The sequence below is a fragment of the Roseiconus lacunae genome, from assembly GCF_008312935.1.
In the GTDB taxonomy this organism is placed as follows: Bacteria; Planctomycetota; Planctomycetia; order Pirellulales; family Pirellulaceae; genus Stieleria; species Stieleria lacunae.
This window is the reverse complement of sequence record NZ_VSZO01000007.1, coordinates 105,195-129,335: the sequence shown is the minus strand read 5'-3', so window position 1 is coordinate 129,335 and position 24,141 is coordinate 105,195. Positions and strand designations below refer to the sequence as shown.

The 24,141-nt window shown below is 54.1% G+C and carries 18 protein-coding genes; 11 read left to right on the top strand and 7 right to left on the bottom strand.

Annotation, left to right across the window (positions count from 1 at the left end; genetic code table 11):
• Nucleotides 1–51: 51 nt before the first annotated feature.
• On the bottom strand, nucleotides 52–1,089 hold the full coding sequence (locus FYC48_RS10670) for a Gfo/Idh/MocA family protein (protein WP_149496695.1): 1,038 nt from the start codon (nucleotides 1,087–1,089) through the stop codon (nucleotides 52–54).
• Nucleotides 1,090–1,205: 116 nt separating this feature from the next.
• Entirely contained in the window at nucleotides 1,206–2,528 is a 1,323-nt protein-coding gene (locus FYC48_RS10665) for a Gfo/Idh/MocA family protein (RefSeq protein ID WP_149496694.1), read from the bottom strand.
• A 296-nt stretch (nucleotides 2,529–2,824) separates the two neighbouring features.
• Here FYC48_RS10665 and FYC48_RS10660 point away from each other — a divergent pair, with 296 nt between their 5' ends.
• From FYC48_RS10660 to FYC48_RS10645, 4 genes are read left to right on the top strand one after another with little or no spacing between them, the layout of a single operon-like run.
• Nucleotides 2,825–3,841, top strand: a complete 1,017-nt coding sequence (locus tag FYC48_RS10660) for a TauD/TfdA family dioxygenase (protein WP_149496693.1) — start codon at nucleotides 2,825–2,827, stop codon at nucleotides 3,839–3,841.
• Nucleotides 3,842–3,846: 5 nt separating this feature from the next.
• Entirely contained in the window at nucleotides 3,847–5,193 is a 1,347-nt protein-coding gene (locus FYC48_RS10655) for an MFS transporter (protein WP_149496692.1), read from the top strand.
• Nucleotides 5,190–5,933: a sulfite exporter TauE/SafE family protein gene (locus tag FYC48_RS10650; protein WP_149496691.1), complete on the top strand. Its 744-nt coding sequence runs from the start codon at nucleotides 5,190–5,192 to the stop codon at nucleotides 5,931–5,933. Before FYC48_RS10655 ends, FYC48_RS10650 begins: the two co-directional genes overlap by 4 nt.
• Nucleotides 5,934–5,957: 24 nt before the next feature.
• Nucleotides 5,958–7,085 (top strand): hypothetical protein, encoded by a 1,128-nt coding sequence (locus tag FYC48_RS10645; RefSeq protein ID WP_149496690.1) that lies wholly within the window; start codon nucleotides 5,958–5,960, stop codon nucleotides 7,083–7,085.
• A 159-nt stretch (nucleotides 7,086–7,244) separates the two neighbouring features.
• Here the strand turns inward: FYC48_RS10645 and FYC48_RS10640 are convergent, their stop codons facing one another.
• The 5 genes from FYC48_RS10640 to FYC48_RS10620 all read right to left on the bottom strand — a co-directional run bounded on the left by FYC48_RS10640 (nucleotide 7,245) and on the right by FYC48_RS10620 (nucleotide 17,991).
• Complete coding sequence (locus tag FYC48_RS10640) at nucleotides 7,245–8,780, bottom strand: GumC domain-containing protein (protein ID WP_149496689.1); 1,536 nt, start codon at nucleotides 8,778–8,780, stop codon at nucleotides 7,245–7,247.
• Between the two features lie 153 nt (nucleotides 8,781–8,933).
• Complete coding sequence (locus tag FYC48_RS28385; protein ID WP_235034195.1) at nucleotides 8,934–10,886, bottom strand: divalent metal cation transporter; 1,953 nt, start codon at nucleotides 10,884–10,886, stop codon at nucleotides 8,934–8,936.
• 245 nt (nucleotides 10,887–11,131) lie between these two features.
• Nucleotides 11,132–11,494: a hypothetical protein gene (locus FYC48_RS10630; protein ID WP_149496688.1), complete on the bottom strand. Its 363-nt coding sequence runs from the start codon at nucleotides 11,492–11,494 to the stop codon at nucleotides 11,132–11,134.
• 447 nt (nucleotides 11,495–11,941) lie between these two features.
• Complete coding sequence (locus FYC48_RS10625) at nucleotides 11,942–12,799, bottom strand: DUF2314 domain-containing protein (protein WP_230780568.1); 858 nt, start codon at nucleotides 12,797–12,799, stop codon at nucleotides 11,942–11,944.
• Between the two features lie 467 nt (nucleotides 12,800–13,266).
• A complete protein-coding gene (locus FYC48_RS10620) occupies nucleotides 13,267–17,991 on the bottom strand; it encodes a PVC-type heme-binding CxxCH protein (RefSeq protein ID WP_160149448.1) in 4,725 nt (1,574 codons plus the stop codon).
• Nucleotides 17,992–18,094: 103 nt separating this feature from the next.
• On the opposite strand from FYC48_RS10620, the gene FYC48_RS27730 reads away from it, so the two are divergent.
• From FYC48_RS27730 to tssE, 7 genes are all read left to right on the top strand, one after another.
• Nucleotides 18,095–18,235: a hypothetical protein gene (locus FYC48_RS27730; protein ID WP_160149447.1), complete on the top strand. Its 141-nt coding sequence runs from the start codon at nucleotides 18,095–18,097 to the stop codon at nucleotides 18,233–18,235.
• A gap of 353 nt (nucleotides 18,236–18,588) precedes the next feature.
• Nucleotides 18,589–19,773, top strand: coding sequence for a type VI secretion system protein TssA (gene tssA, locus FYC48_RS10615; protein ID WP_149496686.1), 1,185 nt, complete (start codon nucleotides 18,589–18,591; stop codon nucleotides 19,771–19,773).
• Nucleotides 19,774–19,834: 61 nt separating this feature from the next.
• Nucleotides 19,835–20,365 (top strand): type VI secretion system contractile sheath small subunit, encoded by a 531-nt coding sequence (tssB, locus tag FYC48_RS10610; RefSeq protein ID WP_149496685.1) that lies wholly within the window; start codon nucleotides 19,835–19,837, stop codon nucleotides 20,363–20,365.
• A 6-nt stretch (nucleotides 20,366–20,371) separates the two neighbouring features.
• Nucleotides 20,372–21,865: a type VI secretion system contractile sheath large subunit gene (tssC, locus tag FYC48_RS10605; protein ID WP_149496684.1), complete on the top strand. Its 1,494-nt coding sequence runs from the start codon at nucleotides 20,372–20,374 to the stop codon at nucleotides 21,863–21,865.
• A gap of 98 nt (nucleotides 21,866–21,963) precedes the next feature.
• A complete protein-coding gene (locus FYC48_RS10600; RefSeq protein WP_149496683.1) occupies nucleotides 21,964–22,449 on the top strand; it encodes an Hcp family type VI secretion system effector in 486 nt (161 codons plus the stop codon).
• A gap of 316 nt (nucleotides 22,450–22,765) precedes the next feature.
• Nucleotides 22,766–23,635: a type VI secretion system accessory protein TagJ gene (locus FYC48_RS10595; protein WP_149496682.1), complete on the top strand. Its 870-nt coding sequence runs from the start codon at nucleotides 22,766–22,768 to the stop codon at nucleotides 23,633–23,635.
• Entirely contained in the window at nucleotides 23,635–24,132 is a 498-nt protein-coding gene (gene tssE, locus FYC48_RS10590; RefSeq protein ID WP_149496681.1) for a type VI secretion system baseplate subunit TssE, read from the top strand. The genes FYC48_RS10595 and tssE overlap by 1 nt, the downstream gene beginning before the upstream one ends.
• The last annotated feature ends 9 nt before the right edge of the window (nucleotides 24,133–24,141 follow it).

The following is a 24,141-nucleotide window of genomic DNA, read 5'->3' as shown; positions in this document are numbered from 1 at the left end:
GAAACCGAAAGCGAACCATTCACCCGGGCAGCAAACTAAGGTTGCTTGCCTTCAATCAGCAACTTTGATCGCTTGTGGTTGACCGGTCTGGACTGATTCCGTTGCGGCAAGGCACATTGCGACTGACCACCGTCCATCTTCTGCCGTGCAGTGGAGCGGTACATCGCGTTGGATCGCTTCGGCCATACGAACAATTTGATCTTCTAACTCGAATAGCTCGCCGGTGGGTTTTTCGATCGGCACGTCGGTCACTTCATGTCCGTCGAACGCTCGTAGTTTGTATGTCGGGTGTCGCGTACGATCCATCGCCCCGCTCCACGAAGCCCACAACGCACCGCGACTGCCGGTGATCTTGACGGTTTGATGATGCTCAAAGGCGCTCAGCGTTTGTGATACCACCGCATAGGCATTGCCTGTGAAATGCATGATCGCGCTAAAGTTATCTTGCAATTCCGGGCGGCCTTCGTCCCGGCTGTTCGCCGTCGCATAGACCGATTCAGGTTCTCCCGACTGTGCGAGGTACCATCTCGCTAGATCAAAAAAGTGAATCGGTTCTTCGAGAATCCAGTTTCCGACTCGGTTGATATCGTATCGCCAACCTCCCGATCCTTGGCGGTAGGGATTACGTGAAAGTTCAACCAAGCAGTACTGCGGTGTGCCAATAAACCCGGCTTCGACCATCTCCTTCGCTTTGCCCCACATCGAAGACAAGCGTAGTTCATGGCCGACGCTGAGAATCCGATCATGTTGCTTGGCACAACGAATCATCTGGTCACACTGATCGAGATTGATCCCCATTGGCTTTTCGAGCAGGCAATGCTTCCCGGCTTCGAGCACAGCGGTCGTGACCTCATGATGCAAATGGCTAGGCACGACCACATCGATTACATCGAGGTCGTCCCGCGAGACCAGTTCGCGGAAGTTGGTCGTAACGAAAGCGTCTGGATATGCCGATTGCGCCTCCTTGGCCGTCGTTTCGCTGGCGGCAGCGATCCCAATCAACTCGGCATTATGGGCTTTGACAATCGCGTTCGCATGGTGTTGCCCCCAAGCGCCAAAACCGACCAATCCAAATCGAACTTTATCCATCGAATCCCAATAGTGGTTAGCAGAGTGTCGAGCGATCAGTGGTTACACGTCACAACCACCGTCCGGTATTGTTGTAGCCGCACAAATGAAGCGTGCGTCCCGTCGGGCCGATCCGATCACACGTCAATTTCATATCCTTTTCGATACTGACGTGACAACAGGGCATTCGCCTCTTCATCGCCAAGAAATCGCTCCCTCAAAGGATCCCACCGCAACGGCCGCCCCAATCGCACCGAAATATTGGCGAGGTGACACGTCGACAACGTTCGATGATGCGAGTCAATGTCAGAGATCGGTGTATCGCGAGATTGAACGCAATCGATGAAGTTCTGCATGTGGGATACCGCCGGCGTCCCACCGTAAACGTTGGCAATCGCATCTTCAGGGAGTGGGGCATCGCGAAGCGCTTCGACAGGTTTGCCTTCTAACGTTCCCCGGTTGACAAAGATCCTGCCTTGATCGCCTTCGAACGTAATGCCGTTTCTCGATGAATCGATCAGCATTGTGATTCCGCCGGCAAATTGACACTCCGCAGAGAACGTAATCGGGGTGTTGTACGTGTCGTCACGGGTCGCTTGCCCATTGACAAGGGGCTGATTCAATCGTGCCGTGGTTTTGATTGTCGTGGGACCACTGGCCTGCTGTTCGATCGCCCATTGAGCGATATCGACGTGATGGGCGCCCCAGTCGCAAAGCTGCCCCCCGGCATATTCATACCACCAGCGAAACGTTCGGTGTGATCGCTGGGGCAGATAATCGGTCATCGGTGCGGGACCAAGCCAACGCTCCCAATCGAGTGTTTTCGGAGTCGGTTGCGTGGAGAAAGGGCCGCCCTCCCAGCCTTCGTTTAAACCAATGTGAATTCGTCGTAACTTTCCCAAGCGACCGGCCCGCACCATCGCAATCGCGGTTAGGAACCGCTGCCCGTATTCACTCCGCTGCTGCGTACCGACTTGGAACACCCGATTGGTTTGTTGGGCGACATCACGCAACCACTGGCCTTCCTGTACCGTCACGGCAACCGGTTTTTCGCAGTACACATCTTTGCCGGCCTTCATCGCTTCGATCGCGATCTTGGCATGCCAATGGTCCGGGGTCCCAATCAACACAGCTTCGATTGATGGATCATCAATGACATGTCGATAGTCATGGACCACCTTTGCCTTACCACCGCACACCGTTTCGCTCGCATAATCGGCGGCTTGTGAATCGATTTCACAGAGCATCGCAATATCGGCCAACCCACTTGCAGCCAATCCGATTGCGATGCCGCGGCCTTTCCGTTTCGTCTCCGGTTGATACCCCGCCCCAATCAATCCCAACAACGGTCGGTCATTCTTTGCGGCAACCAAATCACCGCTGCCATAGGCGACTGACGTCGCAGCAACGCTAGAGACGCATCGCGACAGAAAAAGACGACGATTTGTTCGTTGGCTCATTTTGCGCTGACTGATTTAGAGGAAGGCGAGCTTGAAGTAACGCTTAATCGATTTCAACTGATCTGCGTTGTGCCCCAAAGTTGTACGTGATCGCGGAAGCAAACCGACCAAGACGCCGAACAGTCTAGCACTGTTGGACACCACACGGGTGAGCAAAGACGCGTTAAGCTATCGGAGTGCGAAAACGAGACGCGATCGCGGCAGAGGATGTCTTGAAGACTGACCGCAAAGACATGCCTTTTTCCAACCGTTTCCGCCACGTCAAATCAATCTCAAACCGAAAGAATCACCCGCCGATGAAATCCCACCCTTCCTTTTCCCAAGTTGGCATTGAAGGTCAGCGAAACGAAGGAGAGAGCGTTTTCCCGCTCGTCTATGGATGCCAAGATCAGGCATTCGGATTAGAGCCCTTTCTGGATTGGGTAACTGAGAATCGCGATGCACTCTTGGGGAGTGCAACGGCACACGGGGCGGTCGCATTTCGTGGTTTTGCGACGCCCGACGTCGAGGACTTTGATCGTTTCATCCAGGCATTGGAGATCGAGAACTTTCCCTACAAAAAATCTCTTTCTAATGCGGTCCGAGTCAATCGTACGCCACGTGTCTTTTCGGCAAACGAAGCGCCTCCGGAAGTCAAGATTTTCTTCCATCACGAGATGGCTCAAACGCCGTTGTTCCCACGGTACATATTGTTCTTCTGTGAGATCGCACCGCTGGTCGGCGGCGCCACACCGCTGTGCCGCAGCGACGTGCTCTACGCAGAATTGAGGCAACGCTGTCCGGAGTTTGCCCACAAGTGCGAACAAGTCGGACTGCAATACACCAACGTCATGCCCGGCGTCGATGATCCGCAATCCGGTATGGGGCGAAGCTGGCAAAGTACCTTGGGAGTCGAAACCAAAGAACAAGCGGTTTCACGTTTAGCGGAATTAGGGTACGCGCACGAATGGGTCGACGGCGATTGCCTTCGTGCCACCACACCGCGACTTCCCGCAGTGATGGAAGTTCGGCCAGGGCAGAAGACGTTTTTCAACCAACTGATCGCGGCTTACTGTGGTTGGAAAGACGAACGGAACGATCCTTCCGATGCGATCCGTCATGGCGATGGCTCGAAGCTTGATCCCGAGTCAGTCGCGATCGCGATCGAATTGGCAGAACGATATGCGTACGATCACAAGTGGCAAAAGGGGGACATCGTCCTGCTCGATAACACAGTCGCGATGCATGCTCGTCGGCCATTCGAAGGGACGCGTAAAGTCGTCGCCTCATTGGCCGAGATGCAAACGCACGCTTTCGACCAAGCAGGGGTTTAGTCTCGATGCAGGATGAATCGACCAATCCCTATTCCAATTCGTCTCGCCCATCCGATGGCGGTAACAAGAGTCTTGGCACCGAACCTGCAAAGGGGCCTTGGTACGAAGGCGTCACCGGTTATCAATGGCTAATCTTGGTGATCGCCTGCGCCGGCTGGGTGTTTGACGTCTATGAGGGACAGATCTTCAACATCACTCGCAATGACATGTTGAAGGAGGTGTTGGGTGACGAGGCGTCTGTCAAAGCATGGGGCGACAACTTTCTCGCGATCTTTCTGGTCGGCGGCACGATCGGTGGCCTACTTTTCGGATCGCTAGCGGATCGATTTGGGCGCCGCCCGATTATGATCGCTACGATCTTAATGTATTCGTTATTTTCGGGGCTGACCTATTTCGCCAATGACATTTACGTAATCGGGATCTTGCGTTTTCTAGTTGCGCTTGGGATCGGCGGTGAATGGGCAGTCGCGGCTAGCTTGGTCGCCGAAGTGTTTCCCAAACGGGCGCGAGCGCATGCCACAGGAATTTTTCACGCTTCAAGCATTCTTGGAACTTGGCTGGCCGCGCTGTCTGGGATTCTTGTAGGTACAAATTGGCGATATGCGTACTTACTGGGCGTGCTTCCTGCGGTGTTGATCGTCATCGTGCGTGCTTGCGTCAAAGAACCTGAACGATGGCGGCAGGCACAAACAAGTGTTTCAGGAAACAAGGCAGGCAGCTTTTCAGAACTGCTTTTGAATCCCCAATGGAACACACTCGCACTTCGCGGCATGCTTCTCGCCGCCGTCGGTCTTGGAACGTTTTGGTCGGTGACCGTCGCGGGACAAGATTTAGTCCGCGAGCTTTTGCTGACCAATGGAGCCGACGAACAAGTTGCCGGCGGCAAAAGCAAATTCGCGTATGGCATCATCCAAGCAGCCGGAGGAGGCCTAGGACTGTTGTCCTTCGGTCCGCTAGCGGCACGTTTTGGGCGCAAGCCGACCTTCATATTTTTTCACGTTTTTGGCATGTTGATCGTGCCGGTGGTGTGTTTCGTGCCGCAAACGTACACCCAGATGTTGATCGTCTTGCCTGTTTTCGGCTTCCTAACGCTGGGGATGCATTCGGGGTACGCCATTTACTTTCCTGAATTGTTTCCAACTCATATTCGCGCAACGGGCGCAAGCTTTTGTTTCAACGGCGGCCGATTGCTCGCTGTCCCTGTGTTGTTGTTTTCAGGTTGGCTGAAAGCACGCGATGGGATGCCCCTTGATTATGCGGTGACAGGATTGTCTTTGATCTTTTTGATCGGTATCGTCGTAATGTTGACGTTGCCGGAAACCAAGAATCGAGATCTGATTGACACCGAATGATGGAATGGACGATTTGGATTGGGATCGCCGCGATCGCATTAACAGCCGGGTTTATCCATAGCGCGATTGGTTTTGGATTCGGAATCGCCGCCGTCACAATGCTGCCTTGGTTGATCGACGCGAAACACACGCAAGTGATTGTATCGGTTGCGAGTGTACCGGTCATGTTGATCGCAGTGTGGAACTATCGTCAGGGAGCAGAACTGTCCAACCTATGGCGGGCCATTCTCGGTGCGGCGATCGCGATGCCGCTGGGGTTCCTTGCGTTCGTCTTTGTGTCGACGGATTTGCTTGTCCGAGGCACCGGACTTGTGATCCTGGCGATGGTTTGGATGAATTTTCGCAATCGTGCCAAGGCAAAACGCCAAGATCAGTCCGGTGGTGGTTCGGCGATCATTGCCGGAGGCATCGGCGGTTTTCTCGCCGGCGCTGTTTCGATCGCGGCCCCACCGGTTGCCGCATTCGCACTTTCGCAACCGTGGGACCAACGCCAATTCAAAGCTTTTTTGAATCAGTTCCTGTTTGTCGTGTCTGTTTATAAATGCGGTGCATTGATCGTTTCCGGTTACGTCACTCCTCGTGTCTTGGTCGATGCGCTAATCCTGGCACCGGCTGCGTGGGGAGGTATCCAGTTGGGCGTTCTCGCAAGCAGCAAGTTATCTGCCAAGCAGTTTCAGGTTTTTGTCGCGGTCGCGTTGATCCTGGCGGCATTGAACTATGTAATCCGGGGCGATCAGTGATGGCTTTTACCGACGGAAAGTTGCATGTCAGAGTCGACTAATTCACAGTCGGTCAATCCATTTCAAGCATCCGCCGACGTAGCGGACGATTCAATTTCGGTTGCTTTGGGTGAAGCAAACGAACGGTTGCAAAATGGGTTTTGGTTTGCGAGTGATTGGTCGCGTGAAGGCTTACAGTCGAGAATGTCGGACGAATCACGACAGCGTTATTTCGTTTGGATGATGCTTGCCGCTTGTCTGAGCGCGGTCTTTGCCATCGTCTATTGGCCGCAATTGTTTGTCGTCATCCTTCCCGCGGCATTCGCGATTGCCGTGGTATGGATCGCAAACATCGGAATTTTGGATGACCGCCGTTTCTGGAGTCGCTATCGCGGATTCGCTCGACCAGTCAGCGGACGACTGACATCACGATCGATCGCCGTTCGTTCCGACCAGTGTGCCGTCACGGCGCTGCTCAACGAATCACAGTACAAGGTGCATACAAAGACCGGTTCAATGCGGTTACTACTCCCGTTCGCGACTGAGTCTGTTCGTCTGGTGTCAAGCGACTTCAAAGCGTCGTTGACCGACGCGGAGCGCCTCCATTCCGAAGTTCCAATGCAGTTGATGAAACGGTTGCTGGAAACCAAAAACCCGGTCATGTTTTCCGGTCGATTAGTCGACCGAGATCTTGACGATACTCGACGTGTCACCAAACGTTGGACTGCTGTTGCGTTGCTCCAATTCGCCTGGGCGGCTTTGATTTTTACACAGTTTGTCCCGTTGATCGAGTTGAATCGCCGCAATGCACTTTCACTATTGAGCTATCCGATCACTTGGGGAGTTGTCTATGTGGTCGGTGTTGCCCTGATCTTCGCCTGTTTTGCAACCCTGCGAAGATCCGTTCTCGGTGACTTTCAAGGTTGGATCACTGCCAACCAAGTGGTCCTTTCGCGAGCAACCTACCATAGCTGTTATGGGTATTTCGGCGAAGCAATCGACCACTTCCATTGGTCGGAAAAGGGTTTAGAAGTCCGCATGCGAGATGGGAATCTGAAAATGATCATTCCCAACCGTTGGATTAGCGAGACCGATCGATCGACGATCGCCCAGTGGTATGCGAACCATCCGACTCGTCCGAAACAAAACGTCTTTGTCGGGCCGACAGTCTAGCCTGGGTTCTGGATCAAATGTTGGGTTACGCCCATTGGCCAACGCTCGCTCGCTTTCGCAGCTCAGCACCGATAGCGGATTACGACCATCGGCTCGCGTGAGCCATTCAACGCTTTGACGTTCAGTTCGATCATCGTTGAACTGAAATTGTGAACGCGATTATCCCAGATCGGCGTTGTTGGTCCGGTCGGTTTCCTGGTGCGGTTCGCTTTGCTTTGGCGAATCTTTTGAATCGGTACTGCGTTCGCGGAACTCCGTGCGATCACGATCGCTGGCCCGCCGATTCATTTGGACGCGATCTTCGGCACGACGATTCTGACTTTGGACATGATCGGTCCAACGTCTGCGCCCGTGATTTTGTGCCGGGCCGGGAGCCACGAGGAAGACGGCCCCGAGGCCGAAAATCAGTCCGGCCATCATCGCACCAAACGTCGTCGTCATGGTTCCCGGACCGATCGGCTTTTCCGTCACCTGCGGCGGCCCAAGCTCCGCGACAAGATTGGTCGAAAGTGCGGCTGACCGATTAGCCCGTGCGTCGGCGAGTCGCTGTTCGGCGGCCGCAAGTTGCTCGGTTCGCTGTTTTAGTTCGGCATCAATTTCTGCGTAGGATGTCCGAGCGGTGGCCAACATCTCAAGCTTCCGCGACAAGTCGACCGTCTTCTTATTCAGCTTTTCAAGTTCGACTTGTTGCAATTCCAGAGTGGGTTCCATCGCCGCGATCACCGAAAGCGTTTCCTGCATGATGCGTTCCCGAATCTCACGTTCGGTTGCGATCGCAGCTCGGCGCTTTGGATTCAGCATTGTGTAGACGCCCGATAGCTGACTCGATTTGAGCTGTGCATCGATCAACCCGTCTTTTAGTCGCAACAATGATGGTTGGCTACTCAAGATATCGCCGCCACTGATTAACAATCGTTGTGGGTCCTTCGAACTGGCGACCAGCAGATCGTACAAAGACTGGTTCTTCTTGAGCTCGCGTTCCGCAATACGCTGTTGTTCTTTGGTCGTCTCCAAGATCCGGCGCAGGTTACTGTCACCACCGTAGGTATCGTTAAGCTTTCTTAGCTCGCCCAGGTCAGCCCCAAACTGGACTTCGATCTCATGCATTTCATTGGCGACGCGATCGAGATTCGATTTCGCGAGGTCACGGGCATGGCTAAGTTCGATGATGACACTGTCCGCGCGAACTCGACGAACATCGCGAAGATGCTTGGTGAGATGATCGAACATCGCGCGACAAAACTCGATCGCGCGTTCGGGAGAACTCGATTTTACGGCCAAGTAAACGACCTCGGTATTTCCGAACTCCGCACCCTGTGGCGCCAAGATGTTAACGGAACTTTTGATCGCGTCGTCGACATCAGAGATTGACGGCCACGCAGGATCGGCGTCCCCGTCAGGCGGACCGATGTGTCGGAGTGCAGCGGCGACGACCTCACGATTCTGGGCCATTTCAAGGATGGTTTCCTGAGCCGCTTTTAGTTCGGTCTGACTGGCAAACCGCCCCAGGCGATCAACCGCTCGAGTGGCTTCGTCGCGAACAACGAGCGGTTGACGAGCCGCATAAATGTCTTTGGAGAAAAGCGAATAAACGCCTCCCAGGAGTCCAAAAACAATGACGGCGCCGATCCAAATCGGCGCGAACAACACCAAGACGTTACGAATGTGCTTCCAAGGAATGGGCGGTGCAGACATGGTGGACCGGTAGCGGGTTGGCGAGTCGTTCGCGAAACCCTAGGAGCGCATTTCTATGCCACCCCTGCGAGCTCCCCGACTCCATGGCCCGTCGTCAAGGAACCGCCCCGCTTTTTCCGATTAAACCAATTAAATCGTTCCGGTGAAGGCTAGTTATACCGCCTCGGTAGGGGTTTTCATTCGGTAAATGAATCCCGCCACTAGCGCGATACCGTAGACGACCAGCATGCCCATCACCGCCGGGAATGCCACCGGGTCGTTGATCTTGTTGTAAATCGCCGAGGACGCAGCAACGATCGCGCCCGCAACGGCAAAGACCATTAGGACGTTCCAGACCACCATCCGTGTGCCCGTCGGTTTCTCGTCGCCGAGAATGCGTTTGTTGTTCATCATCAGAAAGAACGTGATGTAGGCGATCGGCAACAACATCATGCCAAAGTTACTCGCAAAAATCGCCAACCAAAATTTGGTGTCTTCGTCAGCCCAAAACTTCCACCACAGCGAACCGCTAATTCCGGCGACCAAGCAGCCGATGACGAACGGTGCGGTCCCATTGGGACGATTGAACATTTCCCGGAAGGCAAAACCGTTGATCAGCATCAGAATCACGATCGTCGAAAAGCCCATCCCGAAGACCCCAAGACCGAATACCAGGTTCGCCAATTGTGCCCCAAGCAGCGGCTCGAGGGTGGTGGAAAGTTGAAATGCATCCCGCTTCACCAGCGACAACGCGACACGCTTTTCGTCTTCGGATAACTCGGCGACCTGGAGAAGCGATTGGGTTTCCGCCAAGGCGGCGACTTCGGGTTGCTCGATCACTCCGGGAAGACTGGCGACACCGCTAACGATGGACATCGCACTCGGCGGTTCTTCGGTCACTTCGGTCAGCGCGATCGCGCCGTCGAGTTTCTCTGCTTGGGATTCGTCAAGCGAACCGCCGACCGATTCGCGAGCTGACGCAAGGGCGGACCGTACCGTTTCCAGGTCTGAGCCGTCTTCCTTGGCATCGTAACCGACCCGCGCCAACAACGGCCCTTCGACGCCGCCGTAATAGGGACTCGACTGCATGCTCACTAAATCGCTGCTGGCAAGATGTTCGTCGATCTTGTTGTGAAGTGACGACGCCGCGGCGATCACAACACAACTGGTCACCAACACGTAGGGAATCGCCATGCCGGTCGATAAATCAAAGCGGGCGAGTCCACGAAACGGTTTGTCCCAACCACGAGCAAGCATGGAGTACGGCAATAGAAATGTCATGTTGATTCCCACTGCGGTCGCAGCGGCAGCGATCATGACGGTCCGTTGCTGGCCGACCAACTTTCCTGTCCAGAATTCCGACGCTTCTGGTTCAAGCGACTGAACCACTCCCTGCATCTGTCCGGCAGGCTGCGTCCACTGCGACAGATCCGGGATAAAGCCCGTCAAGATCATCGCGAAATCGAGCTCGCCTTTGATCGCCAGCATGATCACAACACCGAAGAAGCAGATCACGACCATCCCGACCAATGACTTCAAAACAATGTCGAATGCTTTCGCCGCTCGGCCTTGTTTGGTATTTAGCAATACGACAAATCCGGCTGCCAATAGCAACGCGATTGACACAGTAATTTTTGTACCTTGTCCGTCTCCCAGCCCAGATCCACCGGCGAAGACGGCCAAGTTTTTGTCTAACGCGTCATAACAAAGGCTGAACTGGGGCATGCACCAAATGATGTTTGCCATCGCGGTCGCGATTACCCATCCCCAACCAAGTGCCGGGTTGATTTCGCTGTTAATTGCCTCGAACGGTCGCCGCCCGGTCGATAGCGTGACGTAACTAATTGCCGAAAGCATGATGACGCCCATCACGATGGCGATTAGCTGCAGCCAAAGCATGCTGGTTCCGCCCAAAACACCCAAAAACAGCGCTCCGGCAAGCGATCCACCGCCGAGCGTGATTGCTGCTTGCAGCCAACCTGGCCCCGACAATTTGATGTACGCACCGAGCGGCCGACCGGCAGCTTGTGCGTCCATCAAAATTTTACGATTCGCTTGGACTTTTGCGTCACCAGCACCAAATTCAGCCGGCGAGGACTCGGAGGGTTGCGACGGTCGATCGGACATCGAAAAAGCAAAACCTGGAAGGGAGAAGGCGGGAGGGGCGATTTGCAGGAGCGGAATATAGTCGAAAGACCTGCAAAAATGTGAAACGAAGCATCACCGCTATCGCAACAAGTGGGGGAACCGGCCTCGTTAACGATTCAAGCAGCAAGCTTTGCCGCCAGTTTTATGCCAAACAAACGATTCAGCACAGGTGGCGGCAGCCTACGCCCGGCCAACCTGCGTCGACCTACACCGTTCGCCAAACCCTAGAAAGCCAGCGATCGCTCTCGAATTTTTTCATTGAATTGCTTTTCCGTCATCAAGTACATCGATACAACCTGCCGCCATGGGACCACGATTTCAGTACCAGCGGTCCAATCTTCGGGGTGTCCGCTGTCGACCCCAATTCCTGTCAGTACGGTTTTCCCCGCAACCTGACGAATGCGAACCTCTTTTAGAAAGTCGCCTGTTCCCGATTCAGAACTATTGGTGTAAAGCGTGACATACTTACCGGTGAAATCGATGGCGGTTTCGTTCGTCGGTGGTTGCGAAGTTGACTGAGAGACAGCAACAAACGCGACAATCGCAGCGAACACACACAGAATTAAAACACTTGGCAAGCGGCGCATTGTTGGACTCCGGTGCGTTGATGAAAATCTGACTCATTGAAGTTTGCGAGTCGCTTTGGTTTCAAAGCGAATGCATTCTACTAAGGTCCGTGGTCACCAGTGGCGTCTGAGAATAGATTCGCAAAACCAAAATTCAAAAACGCAAGCGTTTGACCGACGTTGCCGGCCCACGTCAAGGCTGGCCCTGTAAGCGGCGGCGGCAGTTCGAGACTGGGCCAGTTCGAGACTTGGGAGCGCGGCCTGCGACTTTGCTCGACAAGTCGGCAGGCATCGATCCTCCGAAAGCTTCTTAGCAACGTACGGTCTTAAGTCATGCTTCCGCTCGGCGGATCGCGATTGCTAACGATCCAACCCGATCTCAAAACGCTTTCGACGATCTTGCTAAAAAGCTGCGCAGCTATTTCACCGCTGGAGCCCAACCTGCGAACGTTAGCGTCACACTCATTGCTAAGCCGCGCCGGCTTGTTCCAAACGCTCCATCACCTTTTTCCAACCAAGGCTTTTTGCAAGCGAGTACGGTGTCATCCCGTTTGGTGCGGTGTCCTTTGGATCAAACCCTTTTTCGATACACACGTCGACACCATCGAGCGACCCGGCTAGAGCCAGCTGGTGCAAAAAGTTGTAACCATGATCGTCCGCCTGCGTTATCATCTCAGGATTTTCGTCGATGCTCTCGGCAAGTGACGTTCGCATATTGATCGACATCGGGTGCTCTGCCGCAGCAACCTTGGAGTAGTCTTGTTGCTGTGACTTCGGCTTGCCAAAACTGAATATCCCTTTCTTTGCCGGGGTACCTTCGCCGATGTAATCTGGGGGAACCAAGTTGATCACGCCAACTTCACCGAAATCGAATCCCCACGCGTTGTCGTGCTGCTTGCGCTCTCCCTTGCCCATTCGAGAACGTAACAAGTCGACCGTGAATCCTCCGTAGACTTCGCCGCTGACAACATACATCCAATCACAGATCTGCTTTCCACGAATCTTGACTCGATCTCCCTCCTTGACCGACTGTAGCGAGATGGGAGAGTTGATGAGAGTTCCCTCTACCTCGCGCCCATCAAAATCGACGTCCATTAACCACATGTGCTCGACTTCGAGAGCATCGGGATCGTCGGATTTCAGTTCCGGTGGATCTGAGAAGGTCCCTTTGACCGCGGCGAGTTCCAACGCCGGAATGATTCGCCGACGTTCCCAAGCCATTTCGCGCCAAAAGAATCGAAAACTATGCCTCGCCTTTTGGGCAGCCTTTTCCATCTCGGGGTCATCGCTGGGCGATGTAAACACTGGACTTTCAGAAGCAGACATGACGACCATCTAGGAATGAGCAATGAATGCGTCTTAAACGCTGAATCGGATCGCTCAATGGTACAAGATTCACGCCTTGTAATGCGACAAGAAAAGGTTCCGCCCCGTTAATTGCAACATGAATTCTTTCGTCTTTGACACCACGCAGCCACGATTCAGTCGGAACATCGCCAAAAAAGCGGCCAGCCGTTTCACTGGATGGCGCTGGCAGCGTTCGCGCCTTATCCTTTTCTGACGACTGACTGATGCTCCGTCTCGACCGCAAGTCGAGGTTCAACTTTTCAGCCGACAAGCGTTTACCGTGGGTGTCGTTCAATAACCGGTGTTGATTCCCGACGGCTGAACACTCGTCGCAGTATTTCAAATAAGACATAGCGTTACGGGATACCGCTATTGTCCAAGCGCTCATGCTCGAGCACGACAAGCCCCGGGATCATTCAGCGGCGACTTTTTCAATCTGCTGTTAATCAAGACGTCAGCGAGAGTAAATAGGCGAGTAGGTCGCTTCGTTGTTGCGGTGAAAGCAGCTCGTGGAAATTTGCAGGCATCGGGGAGTTTTGGTTCTGCTTCTGCGTCTCAATCGAATCTTTTGAGATCGCAATTTCTTTTCCTTTCTCATCCACCACAATTAACTGGGCGCCCTCCGAGCGTTTGACTAACCCACTAAGCACTCGCCCATCGTCAAGCAAGATGACACTGGTCCGAAAGGCCGCATCGACGTTCCGATTTGGAGCAAGCACATCTTCGACCACGCGATCGAGTCCTCGTGCACCGAGTCCATCTAAGTTTGGACCAACCTCGGCGCCCTGTCCCGCTACCTGATGACAGACCGCACAATGAATCTTAAAGAGCGCCGCCCCTTTCAGACGGTCGCCACCGCCGGACGCATAGTGCTCGCGCTGTAAGTGAATCTGGGCTGACAACTCCGGAGCTTCTGCGGCAAGATCTTTGGTCAGTTGATGGAGTTGTTGCTGTTGATCGGCGCTTGCGACCTGCTGAAGTTTGGGTGCGATCGCGGGTGTCGTTAGTAAGTTTGCCGACGCCCTACCTTGCGTGACCAAGTCGAGTAGGAACTGTGCCCCTTGTGAGTCTGATGCGAGCTTTTCTGCGATTTTGCTTTGCTCGATGGACGTAGCGACCTGCATCGTCTCCTGAAGTGCTTCAGCTACCTGAGTTCCGTCAATTAAAGCGACAACGAGTCGTTCTTGTATCGGATGCGTCAACCCACCGACATTGAACGATTCGGCAAGTCCGTCTTTTGTTGCCGAGGGCGCCAGTGCGGTCCAAGCTTTGGCGTATGCGGCGACCTGTTGCGGAGAAGCATCCGAAAGTTCGACCAATTGTTTCACGATTGGTTTCAGTCCGTCGAGTCGAAACTCGGCGATCAGATCCATCGCCTTTCGCTGACTTTCGAAGCTGTCAGACGGATTCAACGAACTGAGTGAGAACCTCCCGACGGCTAACCACGCATACGCCGACGCTGAATCCTGATCGATTAGCTCGATAATCACGCTTCGCCCGCTTTGATCGCCCGTGTCCCATCGCACGTGTTGAGCGACGTCGTTTCGCGGCGGGCTCCAACGCTTCAGAATTTCACGTGTGGTTGCGTCACGGATCTGAACAAAATTGTTGTTCTGAATCGGTTTGCCGGGAAAGCCATCGTGACCAGCGATGAAGAATTGAAAATCTGCCGGCAACTCAAACGCAGAACTGCGAAACGTCCCAGTCAATGATTCGCCACGAGGGAAGCTGCTCCACAGTTTCGATGCTTGTTCGCCATCTGCGGATCGCTGTTTTGTTGAGACCGTCCAGGGATTCGGTTGATCAATCTGACGCGGCGAGGGAATATACTTCCAACCAATCGCCGCGACAAACTCGGGTAATCCTGCGTCCGGGCTCTCAATGCCAAGATATCCGCATGCCAAGTCAGTCGCCCAGGATTGGACGGCTTTGGGCATTGTTTCGCCGCGCTGGGCACGCCCATTCTTAACCGATCGCAGAAGCGTTTCCTGAACGGCCAAATTCTGAGCAAACGTTTCACGTGCAAGATTGATGACCGCTTGCAAATCGGAATTGTCACCGTACCGACTCGCAAACTGCAAGAATTCCGCAAGTTGTGTCGGTGGCTTACTTGCGATCCGATCGATATGTTTTGCTACGAACTGACCAGCGAAGTCGGTTCTAATAGCCAGGCATAAATCCAAAACGATTGGTAGTTGTGCGGCCGTCAATGTTTTCGTGGCGAGCTGAAACAATTCTTGGTCGATCAGATGATCACGTAACGCCATCCTGACAACATGATGCAAGTGCGGATCGCCATCCGTCGTCTTGAGCAGGTTCAACAGTGGCTGGACATAGTCAATCGACGGGTGTTGAGTGGCCGCCGAAGCTGCCGCGCGTTTAACTTTAACGTCCCGATCGGTCAAACCCTGCAGAATCCAATCACTTCCGTCCACGGCATTCTGTTCGCCCAAAACTCGGAACCCATGGATGCGAACCGTCACGTCATTTGATTTCAGTGCGATCGCTAAATCGTCCGGCCTAAGATCTTGCAACCGATAAAGAATCCACAACGTATGGATGATGGAGTTTGAACTGGTTTGCTGCTGCAAAGTCTGCCGAATCATCGGAATTGCTTGGGTTCCAATGCGATCGGCCAAGACGTCCGCGGCTAACATTCGATTGGCCAAGTTTGAATCATTAAGTCGTTCGATTTGCTGATGAATTTGTTCGTCAATCGAAACATTCGCACGATTCGTCAGTATCGCGGCGTACGACGAAGCTGAAACAATCGCGTGATCACGCCGATTTTTTCCCGTGTACTTGATCCGCCAGACGCGACCGCGATGTCGATCGCGTCCGGGATGATTCAGTGGGACTTCATAGTGCCCGATAATTCGGTTGTAAAAGTCGGCGACATAAAGCGCGCCGTCTGGTCCGACTTGCAAATCGACGGGACGGAACCAAGGATCTCCCGAGATCAAAAAGTCGGATTGTTCAACCGCCTCGATCGATCCACCACGATCAACGATCGAATTCCGATTGATGCGGCTCGTCATCACGTTTCCGCCGAAGGCGCTTCGCCGGTAGGTTTCGGGAAACTGGTCGCCTTCGTACAAAGCCATACCGCCGATCGCCGTGCTGCCGTTGAGATGCTCCATCACGGGCGGAACGAACCCCAAGCCATCGTGTGGTTTCCCGAAACTTGGGTAATAACCACCACGCAATAAGAGCGTCACCGGTTTGGTATGGCAATCCGCGGTAAACGCGTTGCCTTCGTGATCGAATGCGAGCCCAAACGGGTTCACTTGGCCGTGAGTAAAGTGCTCAATCCTTGAACCATCCAATCGCATTCGAAAAGTATTGCCAGAGTGCATTGTGACGGTGTTGCCATCGCCCCCTGTGACGGAACTTTGGTTATTAAATCCATGACAAGCATAAAGCCAACCGTCATACCCCCGGGTAAACGCATTGCACATCCCATGTGTGTCACGACTCGTATCGAAGGGGCCATACAAGACATCACGTCGATCGGCTTTGCCATCGCCGTCGGTGTCCTGCAGATACCAAATGTTTGGAATGCTAAAACAGATCACGCCATTCCCGTAGGGATAGAGCCCGATAGGAATGTTCAGACCGTCGGCAAAGGTCGTGACGTTGTCATAGTTGCCATCGCCATTTGAGTCTTCGAGGACTTTGATTGTGTCACGTCCTTGGCCTTCGTCGGCGGGAAACGGATACTCCGATGAGCTACTGATCCAAAGGCGATGACGATGATCAAAGGCGAGATTCATCGGTTTCGCGATCTGTGGTTCGGAAACGACTAACTCCGCTTCGAAACCAGGCGGAAGCACAAATGTCTTTTGCTCCTCTTCCGGTGACAGTGGGTCGGTGGTGCGAACGCCCGATCGAAATTCTGCGGTCCCGGGTAGCACTGCTTGTGGTTCCACGGGATTAGCCGACGCTTCTTGTGCCCCACGATTGAACGCGACAAAGGTACCCAGCTTATTTCCGACGACTACATCCAAATGATTGTTTCCATCGACGTCCGCAACGGTCACTTGAGTACCGACACCGAGTCGCCGAGAGATCAGATTTGGCTCGAATGTGACCCCGTGCTTCGAACGCGCCGTTCGAAACCAGTAGAGCACGGGAAGTTCCTGTGCGCCTGGGTCATTTCCACCATGTGCCCAAAACCGTTTCCCCGTGACAATGTCTGACACACCGTCACCATCAATGTCAGCGGCGGCGAGAGCATGCAGTTGTGAGATCGCGAGTCCATCGACCTGTTGCGAGGCATCATTGCCCATGACCTGATGCTTGACAAAAAAGTGATCTCCAACCGGGCCGATGCGATGTTCGAACCAAGCAAGTCCGTAGGCGTGCGCATTCTGGGACGACACGACGTCGTGATCACCATCGCCATCGATGTCCACAACCAGCATCTGCGCGCCACCTGATTCGGCAAACTGAACCGGGTGAAAGCTGAATGTCGCGGCCGATCGTTCGCTTTGTTCCCACCAACCGTTCGTTTCAAGGATGTCGACTTTTCCGTCGCCGTTAAGGTCGCCGATACCCAAGCCGTGGGTGAACCTTCCGTAACCTTCCCGGTCACTGACTGGAATGAATCGCCACGGCGAACGCGGGTCGTCTTGCTGTCTTGCGTATCCCAATCGTCCCTGATGAACGCACACTAAATCGGGTATCTCATCCCCATCGACATCGGCCAGCGTTGGTGATTCATTTCCAACTCCCGTCAATAATGGAAACCGTTCCCAAGCTTCCGAGCCAGTCGTGGATTTATCGATTTTTGATTTGTTTTGCCCCGGATTGCGATACCAGTAAACATCTTCACCCGGAATCGGAATGGCGACCAGATCCACCCAACCATCTTGGTCCAGATCACTTGCAAACGAAAAGAAGTGATCTGAGTAAGCCTTGATCGTCGGTGTCGTGACGTTCGCGTAAGCATGCTTGGTACGAAAGTCGGGTCCTTCGTACCAGTATGGTCCTGAGACGACGTCGGAAGCACCGTCGCGATTGAGATCCGCGACCGAGGCACCTTCACTATGAAATACTTCGGAGAGCACCACGGTTGTGAAGCGAGTCTTTGTTTCTTCGGCCCATAGATTTGCTGCCAAGCCGATCGATGCTATGCCCCAGATGACAAGAGGGGATCTAAATAAATTCATGGTGGGATCGGTGAATCTTAAAAGGTGGGAATGTCCCAGTAGACGCATCTCGCCCTTCGACCGACCTAGTGGCGTTTGGATTTGCATCAAGGAGACGCCAACCATGATAAACCGATTGATCACTGAAATGTCAGTCGGCGCAACCAAGGCAACTCAACGATCGACCAACGAATTTCCCCCGGCACTATTTCAGGATGAAGTCACGGAAACTGAAGACATCAATCCCGTCACTGGAATGATCTAAAAAACAGCCTGGTTCTTGTGGGCTGCAACGTCCACTGCCTAGTTAGGGAAGCGGATAATTCAACCATTTCCCGGGTTTTCGAGTAAAGAAAAACGAGGGTGCTACCGGGACTTGGGTCGCCTGATCGTTACCAGCGGAACATCCCGCCTAGCCCTTCGGGCGCTATGGCTAGCCCGAAAAGTCTTTCTATCACTTCGAGGCGTTGGCATTAGGAGTGTTTTACAGTTCCGAAGACCCTTCCCGAGAGGCGCCGCCAATCCGACAGCACTAGTCCGGATGCGGAAAGCAACTGTTGCTGCCCTGCTGGGAGATTGGGACTCACACTCGGAACTGCAAAACCAGCGATTTGCCCAATGGATCTCTCGGATCTCGATTCGCTTCTTCAACCGATGTCTGACGACGAGCCCTGTGGCCCGGATCTGGAATACGATCCCGATTTCGGGGAGATGGATCGCGCCGCCCAAGGCAAGCCGGAGCAGCAGTACGGTGATACGATCGTTGCCGCCGAAGAACCGGACTGGAAAGACGTTCGCCGTCGTGCGGAAGCATTACTCGATCGCACCAAAGACATGCGAGTCGTCGTCTTCTTGGCCCGTGCGTCGCTGAACCAAGAAGGACTCACATCGTTCCAACAGTGCCTGAAGCTACTTCGCGGCTATATCGAAAACTTTTGGGACACCGTTCATCCGGAATTGGACGCTGACGACGACAACGATCCGACGTATCGAACCAACACCCTGGTCACGCTTTGTGATGAGGAGACGACGCTCCGGGAACTGAAGGAGACGCCCATCGTCTCTTCCCGTGCCGTCGGGCGTTTTAGTCTTCGCGATATCGAACGGTCACGCGAGGCAGCCGAGGCGCCAGCGAAACCCGCTCCGGCCGAAGATGACGATTCTTGGTCCAGCGAAGCTGCCGAGGCTCCGGCCGAAGAATCCAAAGCGCCGAGTATGGCGACGATCGACGCCGCCTTCACCGACGCGGATCTTGACGCTATCCAATCAACCGAAGAAGCGGCACGCCTGTCTGCCGAGCATCTCGCCGAAATCGAAAAACAAGTGACCGAAAAGGTCGGTGTCAACTTCGCGGTCAGTCTGAGTCCGATCCGAAATCTGCTTCAAGAAATCCAAGAGATCGTTTCAGATCAACTTCGACGTCGTGGCGTCGGTGTGGAGGAAGCACCGGACGAAGAATCGAACGATTCATGGCATAACGAAGATTCCGCGGGGACATCCGACGGTGGCAGTACCACGCGCGTTCAACAAGCTGGCTACGTCGGCGGAAAGATCGCTTCACGCCAACAAGCGGTTAAAGCCCTCGCCGATGTCTGCGAGTATTACGAACTCAATGAACCTTCCAGTCCTCTTCCGCTCTTGATCCGCCGCGCCCAACGGCTGTCGTCGGCAAGTTTTTTGGACATTCTTCGCGATGTCGCCCCGGATGCCGTTTCCCAGGCGGAAGCGCTCAGTGGTGGCGTCGCAGCGGTCGCTTCGGTCGAAGATTCGGATTCCGAATCGTCGAGTGACGACAGTTGGTAATCAATCACTTAAACAGTCTCGGCGTTGCTTGACGCCGTTTACTTTCCCGTAGGAGTTACGAATGGCTACAGGTAGCGCTCAAAAATTTATCGCGAGGAATCGAGCTCCTCGGGTACAGATCGAATACGACGTTGAAGTTTATGGTGCGGAGAAGAAGGTTCAGTTGCCGTTCGTGATGGGCGTCCTCGCCGATCTCTCCGGCAAACCCGAAGAGCCGCTCGCGCCCGTATCGGAACGAAAGGCTTTGGAAATCGACGTCGACAATTTTGACGACCGTTTGAAGTCGATGAAACCTCGCGTCGCCTTTCAAGTCCCCAATACGTTGACCGGTGAAGGCAACATGGCGGTCGACTTGACATTCGAAAGCATGGACGACTTCTCGCCGGCGGCGATCGCACGCAAAGTCGACGCGCTCGGCCAATTGCTCCAGGCACGCGAACAACTCGCCAACCTGCTGACCTACATGGACGGCAAAGACGGAGCGGAAGCACTGCTAAACAAAGTCCTTCAAGATCCCGCCCTTCTTCAGTCACTCGGCTCCGCTCCGAAAGCGGATGGTGACGATGCCGAAACACCCGCCAACGAGGAGTAATCGAACATGAGTACCGCCGACGCATCCGCAGCACCAGCAGCAGCAGCTGTCACGACCGACGAATTTTCGTCCTTGTTGGAAAAAGAATTTCGCCCCAAGAGCGACCAGGCTAAAGAAGCCGTCGAATCTGCGGTGAAAACACTGGCCGAGCAAGCGCTCGCACAAACGTCACTGGTTTCTGACGACGCACTGAAGTCGATCGAAGCAATCATCGCCGAGATCGATTCGAAACTCAGTGAGCAAATCAATTTGATCCTGCACCACGCTGAGTATCAGCAGCTTGAAGGTGCCTGGCGCGGCCTGCATCACTTGGTCAACAACACCGAGACCGACGAGATGCTGAAAATCCGCGTGATGAACATCAAGAAGAAGGAACTGCACAAGACTCTCAAGAAGTTCAAAGGAACGGCTTGGGATCAAAGTCCGATCTTCAAGAAGATGTACGAGGAAGAGTACGGCCAATTCGGTGGCGAACCCTATGGCTGCTTGGTCGGTGACTACCACTTCGACCACAGCCCGCCAGACGTCGAACTATTGAGCGAAATGGCGAAGGTCGCCGCTGCTTGCCACTCGCCTTTCATCGCCGGCGTCTCGCCCGCGGTCATGCAAATGGACAGTTGGCAAGAGCTGACCAATCCGCGAGATTTGACCAAGATCTTCCAAACTCCAGAATACGCCGCTTGGCGATCGCTGCGTGAGTCGGATGACTCGAAGTACATCGGGTTGGCGATGCCGAAATTTTTGGCACGTTTGCCCTACGGTGCCGCGACCGACCCGGTGGACGAATTCGGTTTCGAAGAAGACACCGAAGCGGCCGATAGCGACAACTATTGCTGGGCCAACGCCGCTTACGCCATGGCGACCAACATCACTCGATCGTTCAAAATGTACGGTTGGTGCTCACGAATCCGTGGGATCGAATCGGGCGGTGCCGTCGAAAACCTGCCCTGCCATACGTTCCCGACCGACGACGGCGGTGTCGACATGAAATGCCCGACGGAGATCGCGATCAGCGACCGTCGTGAAGCCGAACTCGCGAAGAACGGTTTCATGCCGTTGATCCATAAAAAGAACTCTGACTTCGCAGCATTTATCGGTGCCCAATCGTTGCACGCCCCGGCGGTCTACGATGATCCCGATGCGACTGCGAACGCGAACTTGGCCGCCCGGTTGCCATACCTCTTCGCAACCTGTCGTTTCGCGCACTACCTGAAGTGCATCGTCCGCGACAAGATCGGAAGTTTTAAAGAACGCAAAGACATGCAGGTCTGGTTACAAGACTGGATCAACCAATACGTCGACGGAAACCCAGGGACTTCGAGCGAAGACACGAAGGCCCGCAAGCCGTTGGCGGCCGCCGAAGTTGTCGTCGAAGAAGTCGAAGGCAACCCCGGCTACTACACAAGCAAGTTCTTCCTGCGACCTCACTATCAACTGGAAGGCTTGTCGGTCTCACTCCGACTGGTTTCGAAGCTGCCTTCGGCGAAGGGTGGCGGTTGATCGATCCGGATCGACCAGACTGCTAATGTTCGTCGCAAGGCCGTGGTCTTGCGGTTAATCCCTGAAACTTAATTCAAAACTGAGAATAGGAATACGATATGGCTGTAGACATGTTTCTGGACATCAAGGGAGAAATCAAAGGTGAATCCCAAGATGACAAGCACAAAGACGAAATCGACGTGCTCGCGTGGAGCTGGGGAATGTCGCAAAGCGGCTCCTTCCACGTCGGATCCGGTGGTGGAGCGGGCAAGGCGAGCTTTCAAAATATCGCCGTCACCAAATGGGTCGATTGTTCGTCTCCCATCCTGATGATTTACTGCGCCAACGGCGATCACTTCCCGAGCGCGAAGTTGACCGTTCGTAAAGCGGGCAAAAACCCGTTGGAATACTTGGTCATCGAAATGAAAGATGTCCTCGTCTCCGACGTTTCCACCGGTGGTTCGGGTGGTGAAGATCGTCTGACCGAAAACGTGTCGCTGAACTTCCGCCAGGTCAAAGTCAGCTACAAGACACAAAAGAAAGATGGTTCTGGTGGACCAGAGAAGCAGTTCGCTTGGGACATCGCTGCTAACAAGCAACTGTAGACGATCGTTCGTTCGATCCACTCGCCGAAAGGCCCGAGTGACTTGCCTTTCGGTTCGCGAGGAATTGCGACGGCGTGTTTGGATGCCATCCACGCCGTCGTCTTCTCCTCCGTCAGCGTAGCCGGGTCAGCCGCAAGCCGACCGCCGCTATGTTCACGGCGTCGAAGACAACTACTTCGCTCGCTCCCGCCGATCAGATCGCTGTTTGAAACGTGAGCACGGGGGTGCTCCGCATGTCAGCATTGAAAGCCACGCTTCGGCGTACGGCTTTCACGCGGATACTCAAACAGCCACTCCCACCTATGGAATTGCTTCAATGCTGGCTGAAGAACTACTGCGCGAAAATAAACTTGACGAAGCTTTCGCAGAGCTAAAGCAACGCGTGCAGAAGGATCCGTCGGAGCCGAAATACCGCGTCTTTCTGTTTCAGATGTTGTCCGTGCTGGGAAAGTGGGAGAGCGCGCTCAGCCAGCTCGAAATCTGCGGTCAACTCGCCGACAGTAACTTGGCAATGGTTCAAGCCTACCGAGAAGCGATCCGCTGCGAAGTTTTTCGGCATCGCGTCTTCGCCGGGGAGACGTCGCCGTTGATTCTCGGTGAACCCGATCGCTGGTTGGCATTGTTGATCGAAGCGCTCAAGCTCTCCGCAGCCGGCAAACACGAACAAGCCGAAACGATGCGCATCGAAGCCTTTGAGATGGCGCCGATGACAAGCGGTACCGTTCAAACGGCAGGCGAACAATCACTGCCATTTGAATGGATGGCCGATGCCGACCCAAGGCTCGGTCCTGTACTCGAAGTCCTGATGAACGGACAGTACTACTGGGTTCCTTTCAATCGGATCGCGCAAATCGATCTCGAACCGCCACAAGATTTGCGAGACTTCGTTTGGATGCCGGCCCACTTTGTTCTCGCCGGTGGCGGTGAGTCCTTCGGAATGATTCCCACCCGATACCCCAATTCACATTTAGCGTCAGATCCAACAACCCGCTTAGCTCGCCAGACAACCTGGGTGCCTATTACGGATACTGAGCAGGAAATCTTTATCGGTGAAGGTCAACGCATGTTGGCCACCGATGAAGACGAATTCGCGCTGCTGGAAATCCGCAAAATCAGTTTGGCAAGCGATGTCGAAGGAAGCGACCAGCTGTTCGCCGTCGGAGACACCGGAACGGTGACCGAGTGATGGCAGACTTGACCACTCAGGAAAAACTTTTTCCTTCGCTACTAGATCGTTTAACAGATGATCAGCCGCAACAGCGTCAGGAGACTCGTGACAAACGTGTCTTTTCAGTCCATCGTTTGCGGGCGGCAGTGCTACGTGATTTGGCTTGGTTGCTGAATACCTGTCACTTGGCGGCCGCCGAGGACCTTTCGCACTACGCCGAAGTTGAACGATCGGTCGTCAACTACGGAATCCCTGATTTGACTGGCAAAACCGTATCGGGGCTGCATGTCGAAGACGTTCAAGCGGCGCTTCGAAAAGCGATCCTGGATTTCGAACCGAGAATCTTGGCCGACACGCTCGAAGTCCGTGGCAATAAGGATCCGGAAAACCCGCTCTCAAGCTCATTGACCTTTGAGATCGAAGGCGAACTCTGGGCGCGTCCTTACCCCGAACGTCTCTACCTGCGATCTGAGTTGGACTTAGAGACGGGTGACGTCAACATCCACGAGGTCTAGGAAGCTCCC

Bases quoted from the DNA above. Each gene is read 5' to 3' on its own strand.
- FYC48_RS10670 (WP_149496695.1), bottom strand. From the start codon at position 1,089: ATGGATAAAGTTCGATTTGGATTGGTCGGTTTTGGCGCTTGGGGGCAA.
- FYC48_RS10665 (WP_149496694.1), bottom strand. From the start codon at position 2,528: ATGAGCCAACGAACAAATCGTCGTCTTTTTCTGTCGCGATGCGTCTCT.
- FYC48_RS10660 (WP_149496693.1), top strand. From the start codon at position 2,825: ATGAAATCCCACCCTTCCTTTTCCCAAGTTGGCATTGAAGGTCAGCGA.
- FYC48_RS10655 (WP_149496692.1), top strand. From the start codon at position 3,847: ATGCAGGATGAATCGACCAATCCCTATTCCAATTCGTCTCGCCCATCC.
- FYC48_RS10650 (WP_149496691.1), top strand. From the start codon at position 5,190: ATGATGGAATGGACGATTTGGATTGGGATCGCCGCGATCGCATTAACA.
- FYC48_RS10645 (WP_149496690.1), top strand. From the start codon at position 5,958: ATGTCAGAGTCGACTAATTCACAGTCGGTCAATCCATTTCAAGCATCC.
- FYC48_RS10640 (WP_149496689.1), bottom strand. From the start codon at position 8,780: ATGTCTGCACCGCCCATTCCTTGGAAGCACATTCGTAACGTCTTGGTG.
- FYC48_RS28385 (WP_235034195.1), bottom strand. From the start codon at position 10,886: ATGTCCGATCGACCGTCGCAACCCTCCGAGTCCTCGCCGGCTGAATTT.
- FYC48_RS10630 (WP_149496688.1), bottom strand. From the start codon at position 11,494: ATGCGCCGCTTGCCAAGTGTTTTAATTCTGTGTGTGTTCGCTGCGATT.
- FYC48_RS10625 (WP_230780568.1), bottom strand. From the start codon at position 12,799: ATGTCTGCTTCTGAAAGTCCAGTGTTTACATCGCCCAGCGATGACCCC.
- FYC48_RS10620 (WP_160149448.1), bottom strand. From the start codon at position 17,991: ATGAATTTATTTAGATCCCCTCTTGTCATCTGGGGCATAGCATCGATC.
- FYC48_RS27730 (WP_160149447.1), top strand. From the start codon at position 18,095: ATGATAAACCGATTGATCACTGAAATGTCAGTCGGCGCAACCAAGGCA.
- tssA (WP_149496686.1), top strand. From the start codon at position 18,589: ATGGATCTCTCGGATCTCGATTCGCTTCTTCAACCGATGTCTGACGAC.
- tssB (WP_149496685.1), top strand. From the start codon at position 19,835: ATGGCTACAGGTAGCGCTCAAAAATTTATCGCGAGGAATCGAGCTCCT.
- tssC (WP_149496684.1), top strand. From the start codon at position 20,372: ATGAGTACCGCCGACGCATCCGCAGCACCAGCAGCAGCAGCTGTCACG.
- FYC48_RS10600 (WP_149496683.1), top strand. From the start codon at position 21,964: ATGGCTGTAGACATGTTTCTGGACATCAAGGGAGAAATCAAAGGTGAA.
- FYC48_RS10595 (WP_149496682.1), top strand. From the start codon at position 22,766: ATGCTGGCTGAAGAACTACTGCGCGAAAATAAACTTGACGAAGCTTTC.
- tssE (WP_149496681.1), top strand. From the start codon at position 23,635: ATGGCAGACTTGACCACTCAGGAAAAACTTTTTCCTTCGCTACTAGAT.